This window comes from Vibrio sp. 10N.247.310.17 (assembly GCF_041466605.1).
In the GTDB taxonomy this organism is placed as follows: domain Bacteria; phylum Pseudomonadota; class Gammaproteobacteria; order Enterobacterales; family Vibrionaceae; genus Vibrio; species Vibrio tasmaniensis_A.
In genome coordinates this window covers 1-16,614 of record NZ_JBFSTC010000109.1, presented here as the reverse complement: position 1 = coordinate 16,614, position 16,614 = coordinate 1, and the positions used below count along the sequence as shown (strand labels likewise).

The following is a 16,614-nucleotide window of genomic DNA, read 5'->3' as shown; positions in this document are numbered from 1 at the left end:
AACATCAGAAACAATAAAGCTTGAGAAGTACAATATCCTCTCATCATTTTTTGCTTTGAACACATTATTCATCATCGGTAAATCTATCTAATTTCTATTTAGACCGTCAACCTCCTTCGGTAATCACACCACTCCCAAAAAGTGAACACTAAGGCGATCTTTTCCCAGAGCACACCCAGAGCACAGTCCCAATGCATGGCGGCATAACACGTCTCTGGACAATTCCGTGTTATATGTATTGTTAAATTAGCATTTAACGGATTACTTTAGGTACAGCAAAACCCCTAATAGTGGTCAAATTCACTTAGCCACTACAGAACAAAAAATATATTGATACAGTGCATTTACTAGGGGAGCATTCAACAACCTCTGCTCTAACGATGAAGAGGTGGACACTTCACTGCAAAGTTTTCGCATACTCGCGCATAACTCTGGCATTGTCCGCGTACTCTTCATTACCACATGGTTCACCGTTGTTGCTGCTCAGAGGGCTTGAATAAGCAGGGACAACCTTTTCAGAATAACTCATGACTGTCCCGTAGTTAGAACAATGAAAAGCTCCAGAATAAGGTTTTACTTTACTTCTATTTGCAGCAAAGACCTGTTCCATGATCCAAAAGTCTCCACTTTCAGAGTTAGGCCGTTCATGCATTGCCCACCCTAAATGTCCTAGCTCATGTTCTAGCACGGTAATCGGGAAGTCCTCCGCAAGCAGTACAAAGCTGTCGTTCAAGTTAACCATTGTCATCCCATTAATCTCCTCTTCGATGACCAATGGATGATTATCACTTAAAACCAAAACATACTGCTCTTTTGGAGCGTCTAAAAACGAGTTTACCTTCGAAGAACTGATTGCTTGTTTTAGGTCTGAATGCACAGAGGAGATAGACATACTGTCATGAGATATTGATACAGAATGGCTATCCTTGAACACACGAGTTATAGGGATGCATGAGTTAGACAGTATCGTATTAGACATCTTTACCGCTTCTTGCAATCTGCCTTTTAACTCTTCCTTGTTACCAATCTGATTATCAATATAAAAGGTGACATTGGAATTAACGCTTCTTTCTTCTTCGCACTCCGGGAAAGTAAAATTTGGTTTCGTATTTCTTTGGCTGTGCATAATTATAATTACGATCACAATAGAAGCGAGAGTTAAATTTCTTTTAGTCTTTTTCATGAATCCCTCGGTCACTATTGAGCGTTAAGTCATTAAATGTTTTAAAAAGAATAAACCCGATACTAACAATAGGAAATAATTACCACCACTAATTATTTATCGGTCACTACGGTGATATAGGCGACCTTAATGATTAAATTATGTAATTAGCTTTTTTTGCTTCTTGCATGGCCAATGCAATTTTATTAGCCCCTGATTCAGCTATGTCTTTTAATTCCTTAGTGGTCTTTAATATTAGCTCGGACTTATCCATTATGTTCCCTCTATCTTTGAATTTTCGAAAGAAGCGTTAAATAAAGTAAAACGATCTAAGGAGAATAAACTAAAAATATCAACTATATTAATAATTAATTAATAATTAATTAATATCAAATCTTTACATACAGTAGCATTGCAGGCTATGGAAATTATCAGGCCTATACTAAGTATGAATAGTTATAATGACCCTTGAGATAAAATACGCTGGCATAATGAAGAACACTTCTCCATTGATGACGAAGTTGAATTTCATTTGGTTTCTTGGGGGAGTCCAAAAAACATTATTGAGTTTGGGGTATATCACGGGGCGAGTCTCGTTTTACTCGATAAGATTTACACCCCTGACTCCATCATAGGCATAGACGAACGCCAAGAGCATCCAGCCTTAAGTCAATACCGAAAGGGGTCTTCAGCACACTCTGTAATAGAGCCTTATTGTGGAGTAAAGCAAGAGCATACAGACAAGGTCATTCAAATATTAGAATCACACTTCCCCACAAAAAATGTAGATCTAATTATTGATGATTACAACCATTTATATGAACCAACAAAATCCGCTTTCTTGACATCATTCCCTTATCTAAAGTCAGGTGGGATATACGTCATAAAAGATTGGGGGGGGGCGCACTGGCCGGGCGAGTTTCAAAATAAAGAGTTACTTCCTGGAACTCCTTTAAGTAAGTTTATTTTCGAATTACTCATGCTTCAAAGCGTCATTCCAAATTTCATAGCTAAAATTGAAACTGATTATAATCACGTTGCTATTACTAAAGGAGAAGAGAGTAGCCCCAATAACCGAAAACTATTTGAACTCATAAAACGCAAGACCTCGATTCACATTGAGAAACAATGATAAGTTCCTACACTATATTAGCTCTAGCTATGACTTTAAGTTCATTAGACAAATGGATTTCACGAGTCTTTCTTAAGAAAAATCCTTTATGTAATGAATATTTAATAGCCTATCAAATTACATGCAGTTTACTGGCTGCTCTGTTTGTTATCTTCGAAATCGAACAAATCCCTACAAAATTCGACAATACAAGTGAACTTTGGGAGCTGTTGCTTTTAAGTATATTCAGTGTTTTCTCATGGCTTGGGTTTGCGTACTCAACCTTTAGGGCTCGTGCTTCAATTGAATTAGGCTCTGTCTCGATAATCTCTAAAACAAAGATCATTTGGAGTGCTCTGTTCGGGGTTAGCTTTTTAAATGAGACACTGACTTTCCTTCAAATGACTGGCGTTATACTGATACTTGTCGCTTCACTGCTCATCAGCACAAGTAACAACATGAATCTTCTTTTTTCAAACAATCTACACGCGTGGCTCGCGCCAATCTTTCTCACTCTAGCCATTGGTTTTGATAAAGTACTTACGTTGTACTTACCTACTAGCGTTATCCTTTTTATCGGTTTTTCTGGAACCGCTTTTTTGACGCCTCTACTATTTAAAGTTCATTATAGGTTAATCAAAAAAGTTCTATTTAACGCCGTAATAACAGCCACTTGCGGAACAGCAAGCTACTATTTTCTCTTAAAAGTGCTTAACACTAGCGCTTTTAGTTTAGTCATGGTTTTATTCCAAGGAGCCTTCATCCTCGATATTCTTTTTGGTTACTTCTTTTTAAAAGAGCGCACGAACCTTAAAACGAAAATAGTCTCTTGTTTACTCGCTACCCTTGGTATTTTGACTTTGGCTTCATAACGTACACTTATTTACAGAACTCCAAGTGTGACTCCCCAAAACACAAACTTCACCAAAAAACCTAATCTTAAAATTTGATGATTTTAAAACATCCCCGAGCGATACATGTTAGTCAATTAACCATTGTTGTTACAGCGTTTATAGCATATAAATCTCGCTGTAGAAAAAGGCCTAATTGAGAGGGGCTTTCTACTACAAACCTAATCGATTAATAGAGTTTTGTTAGAAAGCCTACTTAATGTTAGGCGTGGCTAACTATTGTTGCACTCTGCTCTCATTTTACACTCCCCCGTCAACCTCCCTTGGGAATCACATTAAATAATCTAAATTGATGCGTGAGCAGAAATTAAGCTAGCGCAGAATCCCTATCGTGATACTGATTTAACTCATTTGGTGTTAGGATAATAAAATGAAAAAGACCACGCCAACCCCACATGATGCCCTCTTTAAGCAGTTTCTCACTCATCCAGAAACCGCTAAGGACTTATTGGATATTCACCTGCCTGCTGAGCTGCGTGAAATCTGTGATTTGACGACCCTAAAACTCGAATCAGGCAGCTTTATTGAAGAAAGTTTACGGCCTTACTATTCGGATGTCCTTTATTCTCTTACAACGTCTCAGGGGGAAGGTTACGTCTACGCGTTAATCGAGCACCAGAGTCGACCAGATAAACACATGGCATTCAGACTAATGCGTTACGCTATCGCCGCCATGCAGCAACATATTGAAGCTGGCCATGAGCGTTTACCTCTGGTGATCCCGTTGCAGTTTTACCATGGTAAGGTCTCACCCTACCCGTATGAGATGAATTGGTTAAAAGGGTTCGTTAACCCTCTTATAGCTAAAGCGCTCTATACTCAAGATTTTCCATTAGTCGATGTCACGGTCATCTCCGATGATGAGATAATGCAGCATCGCCGCATCGCATTGCTTGAGCTTGTCCAAAAGCACGCAAGGCATCGGGATATCATGGATTTCTTTGAGCCTCTGGTCACATTGCTCTTAACCGATTACACTACAGATAAGCAAGTACAGTCATTGATGAGCTACTTACTCCAAGTGGGTGAAACGAACAACCTAGAGGCGTTAATTACGTCACTAGCCTCATCAGTACCGAAACACGAGGACACACTTATGACTATTGCAGAACAATTGCGCCAACAAGGCGAGCAACGTGGCCGCCAAGAAGGACGCCAAGAAGGACGCCAAGAAGGACGCCAAGAAGCCCTCAAGGAGATGGCGCGCAAGATGATGCTTAATGGTCTAGATCAGGAAGCCATTATGGATGTCACAGGATTGAATAAAGACGAACTAGCACAACTTTCTCATTAGCCGAGAAAGTATAAAGCCTTGCTAGTTTAAGGGCGAGGCTCCTGCTTTACGAAGACAACCCTCACGAATAGCGCTATCACTTCGCTTTCTGCTATAAAATTGCTCGATTCCGGACCAACTTGATGTGAGACATGCCTAGCTCTCGTTACGCTCAACTCTCATTCTTTTGACGACACGAACGACCGTTCGTGGTGACACTCCCACAAACTTAGCTGTTTCATTGATGCTCATCTCCTTAAGAACTCGAAGTTTGTAGATTTGTTCGTGCAACTCTAAATCGGGCCTTCTTCCTCGATACTTGCCCATTGTCTTAGCTTTATCTATGCCTTCCTTTTGGCGTCGACGTCGATCTTCGTAATCTTTACGAGAAATCGCCGCGAGCATATCCATCATCATGTTATTGATCGCTTTAATCATCGAATTCGTGAACTCATCGGATATTTCAGGAGCCATGGCGATGTGACTAGTTGGTAAATCCAAGCTAATGACTTTCAATTCCTTCTCGTACAGCATTTCTTTCAATTTAGACCAACTAGATTCATTTAGACGAGAGAGTCGATCAATCTGCTCAATCATGATCAAATCCCCTTTTTTAGCATCACTTAATAATTGCAGTAATTTAGGTCTTTGCAACGAAGCGCCAGATTCTTGCTCAACATACCAAGCAGCAATACGAAGTCCTTTTTGTTCAACAAATTCTGATAAGGTCTTTTTTGCTCTTTCTGCATCTTGTTCGATAGTTGATGCTCTTAAGTATCCAAATATGTACATAATTTTGATTAAGTGACTTTTAGGTTATGATCTAAATAGGTATGTCATTTATATTATGACATTTAATGGTTAGGTGCAATTTTCAACTAGTGACAATAAGGTATACCCAAACAACATACCCTCCTTCTCAAATTTAAAGTTTAATCATTGCTACAAGGAATAATAAAAATATGAAATGAGAAATCAAAGACTCAGCCAAATCCAAAAAGAGATATTAAGTTGTTTGGCAAAGGGATTCGTGAAGGGAGTCAAAGAAGGTAAGTCTACGGTGGTCAACCATGCTATTAACCAACTTCTTAGGAGAGAGGTCCCTCCAAACAACTTCCGCGTATCTTGTGAAATTATTGAGGAGCGAGGGCTAATCAGGCGCAAGAAAGTAAATTTAGATTGGTATATTAACATTACGCCCGAAGTATTTGATAAAGCACTTTAAGGGCTAGGGTTTATAAATAGAGGTGTATATAGAGTCATTTACACCACAATTTCCGCCTCCGCTGAAATATGAAGAAGCGCATCTTGCTGTATTACAATGGAATCAGGGGGCGATTACGAGCCGAGGAATGCATGTCGACCGATTTCCTAACAAGCCGCTTTACCAAAGTAGTCAATAGCCTACGGAGCAAGATATCAAGCACACAATCAACAAAGAGTTAGGGTTCAGTCGGACAACTGTGTAATCAATTATTAGTAAGCTTAATTACAAGCCTGTGCTTTAGATTTAAGCCAAAATACTAAAATCACCAAGTACACAATCATGTTGATCAGTAATGCTGCCTGTTAAAGTCGTTTCGCAGTATGAAAATTTAATATTCATATCATCCACGTTTCCGCTCACTAACACGTGGCGCCTTAAAACATCACCATTAAGTTGGTGAATAATCCCACCCCAAGAGAGGTTATCTTTAAATAAATTAAATGTGATCTTCATACTATTCCTATTTATTATTTATCGTTTTTTTCTTTTGTTGTTGAAACCAAAAAAGTTTACGGCCTGTTGTTCGAGACATGGTTGATCCTTATTTATTTTCGTTAGATATAACGAAGCTAGCAGTCTTTTAGAGATACTACTATTGAGATATATTAATAATTTTATTTATAAAAACGAAGTAAATAAGAAACGTAACGACAAATACAAAAAGTATTGGGAGAATATTGGATATTTTCGTGGGGAGTTATAAATAAGTACTCTAAGATGGGGGGAAGTGACGCAAGCGGTATCTCCGCTCGCGCCTACTTAAAATCTTATGCAGCTACAACGTTTGCAGCTTGAAGACCTTTTTGGCCTTGCTCTACTTCGAAAGACACTTGTTGGCCTTCTTTAAGAGTCTTGAAACCTTCAGATGCGATAGCACGGAAGTGAACGAATACGTCAGCACCGCCGTTGTCTTGAGTTAGAAAACCAAAACCTTTCTCTTCGTTAAACCATTTTACTACGCCATTTGTTTTGTTAGACATATTGTGTCCCTTATATAAGATAAAAATTAATCGCAAAATGCGATGCGCTGAGAGCTGGAATTATTTAATGTATCTATGAAGCTAAGGGAAACACTGAGGAAAACAACAATAACGAGGAATTCTGAGGGTTTTACTTTTACAACTTGATGTTTCATTTAATAACTCTGAACAACAGAGCGATGACATTATTATCCATTATCTCGTTTTTGTAAAGGTTTAATTTGAAGTTAACATATATCTTCCTGCTGCCCTGCAAAATACGATTTTTTACAAATTCACCTACACTTTTATCCCGAGACCTTATAAACAGTCGTCCGACTACACCCTAACTCTTTACTGAGCTCAGTTTATTCATGCCTTGGTTTGCAATCTCTTGAATGAGTTGGTGAGCGTCTTAGAGGTGCCTCCCTTCTGAGCGCGCGCTCTTGCCCACATCACTGTTAATATCCAAATCGCCCAAGTAATGAAAGACCAAACCGGCTTTCTTTCTCGCTAGCTGCTCAGCAATTTGCAAAGCATCAATGGTATTACGATCAAAATACGGTCGACTTTAGTAACGTGAATAACATCCCCTTCCCTCGCAAAGTCCAGCAACAGGTTAAGCAGTTCTCTCTCTGGGGATTCCCCCCCCCTCGCTTGCTCTTGGTGAATTTTTCATAACCTATAGCTTTAACCTGTTCAAGTTGAACGTCGAGCGTTTGGTCTTGAATACTGACACGGACATAGCCAATTTTCATGAAATGAACCCTAAAGTGAACATTAAGATAGTTTTAATTAAGTGTACATATACATTTAAAAGACTAACTGGACAGTTCTGAGAGGGGTAACAAGTCGTATCCACTAAATTACACCTTTATGGACACGCCATTGGATTAACCGTATAACTAAAATCATACAAATCAGTTAAAGCGTTCGATTCGTTTATAATGAACGAAAAGGAGAATATTATGCAATCACTTACTGCTAATACAGCTAAAACTAAATTTGGCGATTTACTAATGAAGGCTCAACGTGAACCCGTACAAATCAATAAGAACGGTTCACCGGTTGCGGTGATGATGTCTTGTGAAGAATATGAGCAACTTGAAGCCCTGAAATTGATGGTGGTGAAATCGCGCTTCGAACAAGCAGAGGCCGATGTTCTATCAGATAACCTAGTCGACGGTGACGATTTCATGAATGCACTTGACCAAGGTAAATTTGATTAATGACGCAATATAAGCTTTCTTATGCAGCGCAGTCTGATCTCATTGATATTCGTCGCTATACATTAGAGCGATGGGGGCAAACACAATGGACCACTTACTTTTCAGAACTAAAGTAATCAATGGAATTACTGACTAGCAATAAGTTGATCGGCATAGAAGTTTCAGAGTTGGGCCAAGACTACTTCCGCTTTCCTTTGAAGCACCATGTGATTTACTACATTCGAAAACAAGAGCTCCTCATTATTGCAGCCGTTTTTGGTAAGCACATGTCTCCCGCCAAGCACTTTTCACAACTCTCTTAACCCTTAGCTTCATATAGTCACGCAGCGTACTCGGCGCTTCACCCTCTCGGCTTGGCCCTTCAGTCTTCCGAGAATCATTCCGTTTTTCTTTCTGGCGGCGAGCGCTTCCTTCGTTCTCAGCGAGATCAACTCACGCTCGATTTCTGCCGCAATTCCTAGCACCTTAGCGGTGATATGAGATTGCCTCGAGCCATATAACTGTAAGTTTTCCTTTGCAATATAGACATTAATTTTCTTTTTCATGCACACTTCGAGTACCTCTAGTACTTGTAACGTTGAACGTGCAATTCGACTGACTTCAGCAAACACAATGCAATCTCCGCTCGTCATCCCCTCTACTAACACACCTAACTTAAGTGGTCGCCATTTTATCTTGCCTATCAAGCCAAAGTGGGCAGCCAAGCACACCGATTTTAAGCATCATCCCCAACGACTCGCCCCTCGAGTTAGAGTTACTCCTACCAGCCCGTTCTGCTGGTTTTGTTCAACAAGGTGATACCGAGCCTGGGTTGCTCATTGCGAATGCGACAGCGATCGGGTTGCAACCTTCAATGTTAAAAGTGTCATATGCCAGTGAGATAAGCACTTCTAATACTAATGAAGGCCCAGACAAGAAGAGTGTTACATTATCGCTTGAGCGTGAACTCCCCCTCGATGATAAAGAACCAATAACCGGACGCTCTCACTCGCTGCTGCTTCAAGCTCAGTTGCAATGCCGGCATCCACCTGTAGTAATCCGCTACAATAATGAAATAAACAACCAAACTGGGAGAATATTATGTTTCCATTTGAACTAAAAGTTAGCCATAGGACGGGACTCGGCAAAAGGCCAGACAGAAGTTTTTTACTTTTACCCAAATTTGGCAACAACCCCTATCCCCACCAACTTACCTCTAGATTTTTTGTAAAAAAGCACATTAGTTAAAAATTACTGTCATTCTAACTATCATAACCAAGACGGATTCCTACCATAAATGACGAGTTTATTCAGGTTACCAGCCGCGGTATTGAAGCTATTGGTCACCCTGGCTAATGCAGGGGCTTGAGGTCTGAACACTCTCCCTGAAGTTGCGGGTAGGTTGCGGACGTAGTTACCTGGCCAAGCAACCACTCTAGTATTTAGATGATTGGCTAAAGCCTGCCCTTGAGAAAACATGCTTCCTCCGGTCGCCCCGAAACAGGTTTGCAAATTAAACCTCTGAACGCTTCGCGCGCCCTCTGGTAGATACTCCGCAAGCCGTCCAGCTGTTTTAAAACCATCTGGCGTCATGGTTAACCCAATCCCCCCATGGCTGTAGACATAATCGTCGGCGCTCCTGTAGATAGCTGCTGTTCTTTGATAACCTGGTGAGCGCTGCCTTGTTATGGTCGTGAGATCTTCAAGAGGGGACCAATGTCTTAACTCAACCATCTCCATCGCTTGGCGTCGTGTAGCCATCAATGCTCTTCTGCTACGAGCCACCCCGATCCCTCTTCCTGCCCCAAACGTTACAAGGCCTATTACCGCCCCAATTCCCGCATTTAAAGCGGCATCTTTGGCACTTGAGCCAGTCGCCAATTCAAGACCAAAGCTAACTGCACTTGACACAGAAGCATCAGCAATCGCGAGGCCCACTTGTACACTGGTTTTTGCTCCCGTTGCTGCCGCGCCAAATCCTCCTGAGATAAAGCCAAGTGCGGCCCCAATCCCAACTTGTTCCCATTCAAAATGCGTATCCGTCACTATCGCCCGAATTCCTTCTGCAGTTGCGGAGATGCCCGCCCCTAGAATTGCCCCTACAATCGCCCCTATAATTAAACTGGATATCGCAAACTTTCCGCTGGGATCACGCAAATTCACAGGATCGCCAAAACAATAGCTATAGGAGTTACTCCCTCCCTCTCCAAAAGGACTCAACACATCTGCAGAATGGAAGCGAGTCAAACCTGAACTATAAATCCGAAAACCATTGCCTAAATGATATAGCCCTGAACCAATGTCGCTAATCTCACGTTCGCCATTAAAACCTAACCGACTCTGAGAAAATTTAACAGGCACAATTAACCCTGAAGATTCAAATTTTGATTTAAAGGCTTCGCCAGCTAAGAGAAATCTTGGAGTAAAGTAAATAAACGGGGATAAAGCAGCCAATGAGGTGGAATACTTGATAAAAGTTCTTTTTGATAGATCTATATATCTTTGATTAACACCGGATGAACCATAATTCTTATTCATGATAAACATTTCCTCTATAAATCACGCCTTCACCTCAACCTTGTCCATAGGGGGTGTACATTTTGTATTCTGTCGAAATAGTATCATCGCCATGGTGTGAGGTTAGAGTAGCGATAGCACTATGTTGGGCGTTTCCTAGTAAGTATTGATGTTCAGCAAGATGCACCGAGGTATCATAATTTGAAGGGCTGATATTAAACTTGAGGTACGAAGAAATAGTACGGTCCGTCCATAAACCACCCACGTTATGGTAACAAGTGTGCCATCCATCGTATAATTCGTTGACTATCTGGTCACCTTGATAATAAAGCTCCATCTTGGGTTCGTCTTGCCCAATTTGCGCCACTACACGCCCTTGAGCGTCGTATTCGAATTGATAAGACTTGTTGTTAATAGGCAGAGAAGTTGAATTCAATTGACCAAGAGCGTCATAATGATAAAGCGCCCCCCGCTCATCTTTAGTTATGTTTCCTGATGTGTCATAAGTTAAGTTAGCCGATTCAGAGTAGCTAATGTGGGTATTAGAGATTGACGTAAGACGCACCACGTCATCAGTATCATAAGTATATGTACAAATATTGTCGGTACCGTCTGAAAAAAACGTGATAAGTTTGGTTATATTGCCGTACAAGTCATAACTATATTGCTGTCGAATGATTTTGTTGCCAAATGTATCTTTGGGGTGTTCAAAGCCATCACACTGATAATCAACTAGTCGATGGAAATCATCGTATGACATTTTTTCAACCGTTGTTTTGTTGTCTCTTTCGAGTGTCTTTAGGCTGATTTGAAGTTCATCGTTATAAACTTGTTGCAAAGAAAACTGTAATTGAGAGTTTAGATGAACACTTCTTTTCGTTTCTAGTCCGACATCGTTTAATTCTAGTTTAATTTGAAGGTGATCATTTCCCCTATAAGTATCACATCCGACCAAGCGACTATAGTGATCATAATTTAAAGTGCTGAATGTATGGACACTCTCATTATTCGAATCTTGCTTAATATATTCGATATAAAACATTCTTCCGTAGCGGTCATAGCTGTATCTAACGACGTTACCAAAATAATCGTGCTTAAAATCCAGCCTGCCTGAAAGGTGATATTGTTCAAAGCTAAAAAGTCTAACAGACGTATTGGGGAAAAACGCCATCTCCTCTCTCGTCATCCCATCTTTAAAGTACACATAAGCACTGATGAGATTTTTATTCTCTGCACGTACTAGATGACCAGATTTTGCGTCGTAGTGATAGGTGACATTCAACGCTTCGTTGCCTGAAACATTATAGGCCGTGGCTTTCTTCAAATACTTATTGTACGTTATCTCGAGTTCATTACCATCCGCCATAACAACCCTCGTGGGAATTGGAGAAGCCCCGCTAAAAGACTGTTTTTCAGTTCCAGAACTCGACACTTCAGATACCATGCGAGATAGCCCGTCATACACCCTAATCCCAATGGTTTTATTATTAACACTGGTTTCAACAGGCAAAAGATCATGGCTGTAACGGACGTATTTTTTTGATATTTCAAGCGTTTCACCATCGTAGATTTGACGTGTTGAAACAACTCGGTCTGCGGTATCATAGGTGTATTCAACAGTATGACTTTTCTGGTCTGTGCTCGACACCAAGTTGCCTAAGGCATCATAAGTATTCTGGAAAAACGCTAACCGTTTCCCATGACTGTTGAGCAGCTCCTTTGTTAATAAGTTACCCATTAAATCAAAAGAACGAATTTCTGAAAGCAAACCTTGTATCGAATAGTTTATAGTCATCTTGACGGGGTTTTGCTTGATGACTTCTATCCTTCCCTCTGGGTGGGTGATTTTACTAAGGTTGCCTCTGGCATCGTATTCGTAGTTAGTTACCATTGAAGAACTGGTCGAAAAGTTATCAAATTCTTGCTGCTCAATCAATTGACCCAGGCTGTTATAGCTGAGTTCACTCAACACGATGAGTTGACCATTAAGATCACTTCGTTTTGTCTTAATGACCTTGCCTGCATTGTTGTAGTCTTCGACGCTTTGGATACCGGTAGGCTCTATGCTCTTCAATTGATTGAGCCCATCACCAACACGATAGACATACTTCACTACCGCTTCATAATCCGTCCCTTCCGCCTTTATCTCTCGAGTCCGCCTACCAAGAAGATCGTATCGACAACTTGAGATAACTCCTTCACTATCGACCCACTGAACGGCTTCACCACTCTTTAAATCATGCTTGACTTGGGTGGTAACGACTAAATTATCATGTGTTGTTAGTGCGCTTGTAATTTCAACATCTTGGTCGGTATAACGGTACGACAAGTCCTTTCGTGAAACAAAATCATTGATAAAAGTAGAGGTTTTTTGTAATTGACCATGAGTAAGCTCTTCAACATTGTTAAAGTAAACATAATCTACACGACTCAGAGAGCTCTCTTCATGTTTAAGGACGACAAAGTTGCCTCCTCCGATGCGGGGTAAGGATTGGTAGGTGAAGACACTTTTCCTCTCTTGTTCATGACTAGTAATAGAGGAAGCTGGCTGGAAAGTTTCTTCCTGCAGGAAGGCAACAAACCCATTAGGCTCTGGAGGGCATGCTTGACCCTCTCCTGAAGAGGTGTAATAGACTCGCTTCGTTTGATCACCATTTATCTCTCGAATTAAGGTTTGATTCCCATAATCATCGTACTGATACTTATGGACAAACGTTCTAGAATCAGAATCTTCATAGTGAGTTTCATGTTTTTCCTTCAGAAATGAGTAATTGGCTGGTTGATGCTCAATACTGGTATTTATCTCCGCGTAATAAACGTACTCTTCTTTTCTGTAAAGAACCTCATTGTGGCGATATTCTATAGATTTTTGTAAATGATATTTATTATAAGACCGTGTTATGGATTGCGTGCTATTTATTTTCTCGACACTACTATACTCATAGTCACTCCTAGATTTGAATAGAGTATCTTCTCCATTGACGAACGCGGCTTCACTAGCAAAACCGAGATAGTTTTTATCTGAATAAGTATAGTTTGTTACTCGGTCAGGTTGATTATTCCCAGCGACAAATCGATGCATAGTCACATAAGGGACTTTACTGACCGGCCCACCGCTCGGAAAGCTGTGCCCTTCATTTTGGTAAGTGAGGATTTCTTTCAGGCCACTGGGATGAGAAAAGACTGTCAGGAGATCATAGTTAATATTACTCAGGTATTCGTACTCAAAAGTGATATTCGACTCGTCATCAGGTAAATGAAGCGTTGTTAATCTTTTATAAATACCATTGCTTTCTTTATCAACAACCAGTGTTTGATAGGTTTCTCCACCTACAACCTGTGTGACCGTTGTTTTTAAGTCTTCAGACCAATAATCTATCCGTAATTCTCTTCCTGAGCCATCCGTTATTTTCCACAATTTGCTAGTTTGGTCACTCTCTCTATAGTGGAATGTTGTTTCCAAGCCTTGGATGGAGGTGATCTTTTTCAAGGCTCCCGTTTCATAGTCTATCGATTCTACAATCCCACTTTTATAGATAACATTAATTTCATTATTACTGAGAGAATAGAGTAACTTAATATCTTTAATTTTTCTGTATGGGAGTTTATATTCATTAGTCTGATGATTATAAATCGCTTTATAATTTTGTCCTGAGCTCAGGTAAATAATACTATCTTCTTTGTCAAAACGACTGAAAGAAAGAAGCCAGCCTCTCCCAAACCCTTCATCTCGAACACTTTCGGCACGATAGTTTAATACCAAGGAAATGGGAGAACCTACGGTTTTATGTGATATAAAATCAGCGAGCCTTATTGAACATATATAAGCCCCAGTCCTAGGATCGACACCTGAATTATTAATAATTGAGAAGTTATGTGCATTCGATAAAAAAGACATTTTATTAATCACCTATTAATTATGTTCACTATGTATTCTTCTTAAATAGTACCCTTCCTCGAAATAATCATTGTAGCTAGTTCTTGAAAAACTAAAGTATCCTCTATTGCCAAATTTATCTTCGAAATACACTATTTTTCCATCAGGACTAATACTTTGGTTCCAGTCATAGGGAGGAAATGCTTTAGAGATGTTAGCAGAGTTGCTGCTGTAAATACCGCGCCCAAATGAGCTGACGAATATAATGGCCTCATCTGTATTGAGATCGCCATAGACAACCCGGTCTTTCCAGCCAGTGTCATAGGTAGTTGAAAATGGTATGTTGATATGGCCAGCATCTGTATCATATATCCAGTATAAGGCGGAAGAGGACTGGCTGTTGCTATAAGTCCCCAGCAACCTATGGTGGTCATTATTAAATCTCAGCCCCCCTTCTTGCCAAACTTTCTGGAGCGTAAAATTGTTAGGCTTATACTTATTGAGATGAAGAATGGCCCCATCACTCCATCCGCTATTGCTTGTTTCGTAGGTAAAATCTGAACTGGTAAAGGTTCTTGGGGTCAACAATTCGACGATGGCAGAAGATTTGTTTGTGGTTCCATTACAAGTATTTTGGGTAAGAGATTCACCAGTGATATTATTGGTGGCCGTCGCTTGGACACACAGATGATAAACATCTGCACGGTTACCTGAAACAAACTTAGAAACACTCCTATAGCCTTCTCTTCGTCTGTTTCGGTTACTTCCATCCTCAAGCCTGATATCTAATACATACCCGCTGTGAGAATCTGAGACGGAGAGCGAGTCAATCGTTTCCGCCGTATAGAGTTTTTTGAGACTTGCATTGTCAAACGTGTAATTAGATTTCAACTGATAATAAATTTCAATTTCGGCCTGCATTCTATTATTGGCGTATATTTTAGAATTTGGCGATAAATTCACATAGGTGCCTTCAAGATAAAGCCTCGAAAAAGGTTCCTCTCTAGGTCCAGTGGAAGAGCAAAAAGCGCTATTAATATTAAATAAAAAAGCGAGTAAACATAGTTTTTTAAATGAATTTGTTTTTAGAAATTTCATATATTATATCCCATATTTGACCACAATGATAAAATATATATTTAATCATTATTTTTATAATAATTAATTTATAATTTATAATGAAAAATTTAGAAAAGCGCAGTAATAATGTATATACAGAAGAGAGTTTTAACGAATCCCGCCCTCTGGCCAACTTTGAGTTCAAATGGCAAAACTTCGCCCTAACCTCCTTCTTTGGTGTGTTCGCTGGTATGCCTCTACGACTTTGAGCTCTGCCAATCTAAGTTATACGTTGGCCGAACACGGCATCCTTGTTAATCGTTCTACGATTTACAGCTGATTGGGGTATTGAACACATTTCCCCGAAAAATTCATCCTCCATCTAATTAGTAGACGATTTGGGAATCTTGCATGCCAATAGCGGAACTGGTTACATCTCAACAGAAAAATGTCCTCAGCAGTACTCATGTTCTTTAGGTTTTAAGCTCGTTACTTGATGGATTAGAGGTTGATATCGAAAGGGAAGTCCCACAAGATCCGTTGAGAGCAGTGTTTTATTTTCTCATTAGTTGCTCCCGGCCAGCTTCCATGACAGTAACCATCAACGATCTCATATGTCGTTTTTTTCTTTTTCCTATTTTGCTCAGAACCCCAGCAGAACACATCACTTGATTTGGCATTCACACATGCTCAGATTGTTACGGTGTTCACCTTAACTTCGCCGATCCCGCCTAGAACCTCTCCCTTTAACGCCCTCCTTAATTCGTGAAAGGGCGACCTTAGCCTACGTCAGACGTGATAAACTTTATAGCTCTTAGTCTTCTACAACGGCAAAAGGCAAATCATACGCTCCTTTTTGCATAACTTTTCGGCATAATTAAACCTAATTCTAGGTCGGAAAACCCCAAGCGGGCTAATTGAACTGGCCCCAAGTTTAGAGAGAGCTTTACCTGCCCTGATTCGAAAAGAAGAAATCTGAGGGTTGGGTGGTAACACTCACTCGATTACGACTTATGTCTTCCTCTGGCATAGAACTAGCAGATTCTCCCACTAAGTATTAGGCTCGTCCCTCTGCCGTGTATTGGACTCGCCCCGAAGGAGCCTCTGTCGCGTTTCTACTTCGCTTTCTACTTCGGATTAAAGAAGTTATTAAAGCCTTGGTGAAGATTAAGCACAGATTGCTGGAAGGCGATTGAATCATATTACTTCAACCATTGGTATTTACGCGATTTCTTGGCAACTGCAAGTAGTGGCTTGATGTCCTTTTTAG

The 16,614-nt window shown here is 40.3% G+C and carries 12 protein-coding genes and 3 pseudogenes; 6 read left to right on the top strand and 9 right to left on the bottom strand.

Translation table 11 applies throughout. From position 1 onward, the window contains the following. Positions 1-397: 397 nt before the first annotated feature. Positions 398-1,183 (bottom strand): hypothetical protein, encoded by a 786-nt coding sequence (locus AB6D80_RS21825; protein ID WP_102561499.1) that lies wholly within the window; start codon positions 1,181-1,183, stop codon positions 398-400. Between the two features lie 511 nt (positions 1,184-1,694). Here AB6D80_RS21825 and AB6D80_RS21820 point away from each other — a divergent pair. From AB6D80_RS21820 to AB6D80_RS21810, 3 genes are all read left to right on the top strand, one after another. Continuing rightward, positions 1,695-2,294: a class I SAM-dependent methyltransferase gene (locus tag AB6D80_RS21820; protein WP_372189575.1), complete on the top strand. Its 600-nt coding sequence runs from the start codon at positions 1,695-1,697 to the stop codon at positions 2,292-2,294. After that, positions 2,291-3,145 (top strand): EamA family transporter, encoded by an 855-nt coding sequence (locus AB6D80_RS21815; protein ID WP_016800581.1) that lies wholly within the window; start codon positions 2,291-2,293, stop codon positions 3,143-3,145. Before AB6D80_RS21820 ends, AB6D80_RS21815 begins: the two co-directional genes overlap by 4 nt. Before the next feature lie 409 nt (positions 3,146-3,554). Then, a complete protein-coding gene (locus AB6D80_RS21810; RefSeq protein WP_102421439.1) occupies positions 3,555-4,478 on the top strand; it encodes an Rpn family recombination-promoting nuclease/putative transposase in 924 nt (307 codons plus the stop codon). Between the two features lie 135 nt (positions 4,479-4,613). Here the strand turns inward: AB6D80_RS21810 and AB6D80_RS21805 are convergent, their stop codons facing one another. Continuing rightward, positions 4,614-5,249, bottom strand: a complete 636-nt coding sequence (locus AB6D80_RS21805; RefSeq protein ID WP_017103703.1) for a recombinase family protein — start codon at positions 5,247-5,249, stop codon at positions 4,614-4,616. A gap of 175 nt (positions 5,250-5,424) precedes the next feature. On the opposite strand from AB6D80_RS21805, the gene AB6D80_RS21800 reads away from it, so the two are divergent. Further along, positions 5,425-5,682, top strand: coding sequence for a hypothetical protein (locus AB6D80_RS21800; protein ID WP_016800084.1), 258 nt, complete (start codon positions 5,425-5,427; stop codon positions 5,680-5,682). Positions 5,683-5,967: 285 nt separating this feature from the next. On the opposite strand, the gene AB6D80_RS21795 is transcribed toward AB6D80_RS21800, so the two are convergent. From AB6D80_RS21795 to AB6D80_RS21785, 3 genes and pseudogenes are all read right to left on the bottom strand, one after another. Next, complete coding sequence (locus tag AB6D80_RS21795; protein ID WP_016800083.1) at positions 5,968-6,177, bottom strand: hypothetical protein; 210 nt, start codon at positions 6,175-6,177, stop codon at positions 5,968-5,970. 314 nt (positions 6,178-6,491) lie between these two features. Then, positions 6,492-6,704 carry a cold-shock protein gene (locus tag AB6D80_RS21790; RefSeq protein ID WP_102258025.1) on the bottom strand — a complete coding sequence of 71 codons (213 nt, stop codon included), beginning with the start codon at positions 6,702-6,704 and terminating at the stop codon, positions 6,492-6,494. A 287-nt stretch (positions 6,705-6,991) separates the two neighbouring features. Further along, positions 6,992-7,441 (bottom strand): annotated as a pseudogene (locus AB6D80_RS21785) (recombinase family protein). A 210-nt stretch (positions 7,442-7,651) separates the two neighbouring features. Here AB6D80_RS21785 and AB6D80_RS21780 point away from each other — a divergent pair. Together AB6D80_RS21780 and AB6D80_RS21775 are read left to right on the top strand one after the other, a co-directional pair. Continuing rightward, entirely contained in the window at positions 7,652-7,912 is a 261-nt protein-coding gene (locus AB6D80_RS21780) for a type II toxin-antitoxin system Phd/YefM family antitoxin (protein ID WP_069592240.1), read from the top strand. Beyond that, positions 7,912-8,214, top strand: a pseudogene (locus AB6D80_RS21775) (type II toxin-antitoxin system RelE/ParE family toxin). Before AB6D80_RS21780 ends, AB6D80_RS21775 begins: the two are co-directional and overlap by 1 nt. Before the next feature lie 36 nt (positions 8,215-8,250). Here the strand turns inward: AB6D80_RS21775 and AB6D80_RS21770 are convergent. The 4 genes and pseudogenes from AB6D80_RS21770 to AB6D80_RS21755 all read right to left on the bottom strand — a co-directional run. Then, positions 8,251-8,592: pseudogene (locus AB6D80_RS21770) on the bottom strand (recombinase family protein); the annotation flags it as partial. A 568-nt stretch (positions 8,593-9,160) separates the two neighbouring features. Further along, complete coding sequence (locus AB6D80_RS21765; RefSeq protein ID WP_016800081.1) at positions 9,161-10,429, bottom strand: RHS repeat-associated core domain-containing protein; 1,269 nt, start codon at positions 10,427-10,429, stop codon at positions 9,161-9,163. Between the two features lie 34 nt (positions 10,430-10,463). Next, complete coding sequence (locus AB6D80_RS21760) at positions 10,464-14,306, bottom strand: hypothetical protein (protein ID WP_229648407.1); 3,843 nt, start codon at positions 14,304-14,306, stop codon at positions 10,464-10,466. A gap of 15 nt (positions 14,307-14,321) precedes the next feature. Beyond that, the gene (locus AB6D80_RS21755; protein WP_229648408.1) at positions 14,322-15,383 is read right to left on the bottom strand and encodes a hypothetical protein; all 1,062 of its coding nucleotides are present in this window, start codon (positions 15,381-15,383) and stop codon (positions 14,322-14,324) included. Positions 15,384-16,614 lie beyond the last annotated feature (1,231 nt).

Excerpts from the sequence above, each read along its gene's own strand:
- AB6D80_RS21760 (WP_229648407.1), bottom strand. The coding sequence starts at position 14,306 with ATGTCTTTTTTATCGAATGCACATAACTTCTCAATTATTAATAATTCA.
- AB6D80_RS21795 (WP_016800083.1), bottom strand. The coding sequence starts at position 6,177 with ATGAAGATCACATTTAATTTATTTAAAGATAACCTCTCTTGGGGTGGG.
- AB6D80_RS21815 (WP_016800581.1), top strand. The coding sequence starts at position 2,291 with ATGATAAGTTCCTACACTATATTAGCTCTAGCTATGACTTTAAGTTCA.
- AB6D80_RS21765 (WP_016800081.1), bottom strand. The coding sequence starts at position 10,429 with ATGAATAAGAATTATGGTTCATCCGGTGTTAATCAAAGATATATAGAT.
- AB6D80_RS21755 (WP_229648408.1), bottom strand. The coding sequence starts at position 15,383 with ATGAAATTTCTAAAAACAAATTCATTTAAAAAACTATGTTTACTCGCT.
- AB6D80_RS21810 (WP_102421439.1), top strand. The coding sequence starts at position 3,555 with ATGAAAAAGACCACGCCAACCCCACATGATGCCCTCTTTAAGCAGTTT.
- AB6D80_RS21805 (WP_017103703.1), bottom strand. The coding sequence starts at position 5,249 with ATGTACATATTTGGATACTTAAGAGCATCAACTATCGAACAAGATGCA.
- AB6D80_RS21790 (WP_102258025.1), bottom strand. The coding sequence starts at position 6,704 with ATGTCTAACAAAACAAATGGCGTAGTAAAATGGTTTAACGAAGAGAAA.
- AB6D80_RS21800 (WP_016800084.1), top strand. The coding sequence starts at position 5,425 with ATGAGAAATCAAAGACTCAGCCAAATCCAAAAAGAGATATTAAGTTGT.
- AB6D80_RS21825 (WP_102561499.1), bottom strand. The coding sequence starts at position 1,183 with ATGAAAAAGACTAAAAGAAATTTAACTCTCGCTTCTATTGTGATCGTA.
- AB6D80_RS21780 (WP_069592240.1), top strand. The coding sequence starts at position 7,652 with ATGCAATCACTTACTGCTAATACAGCTAAAACTAAATTTGGCGATTTA.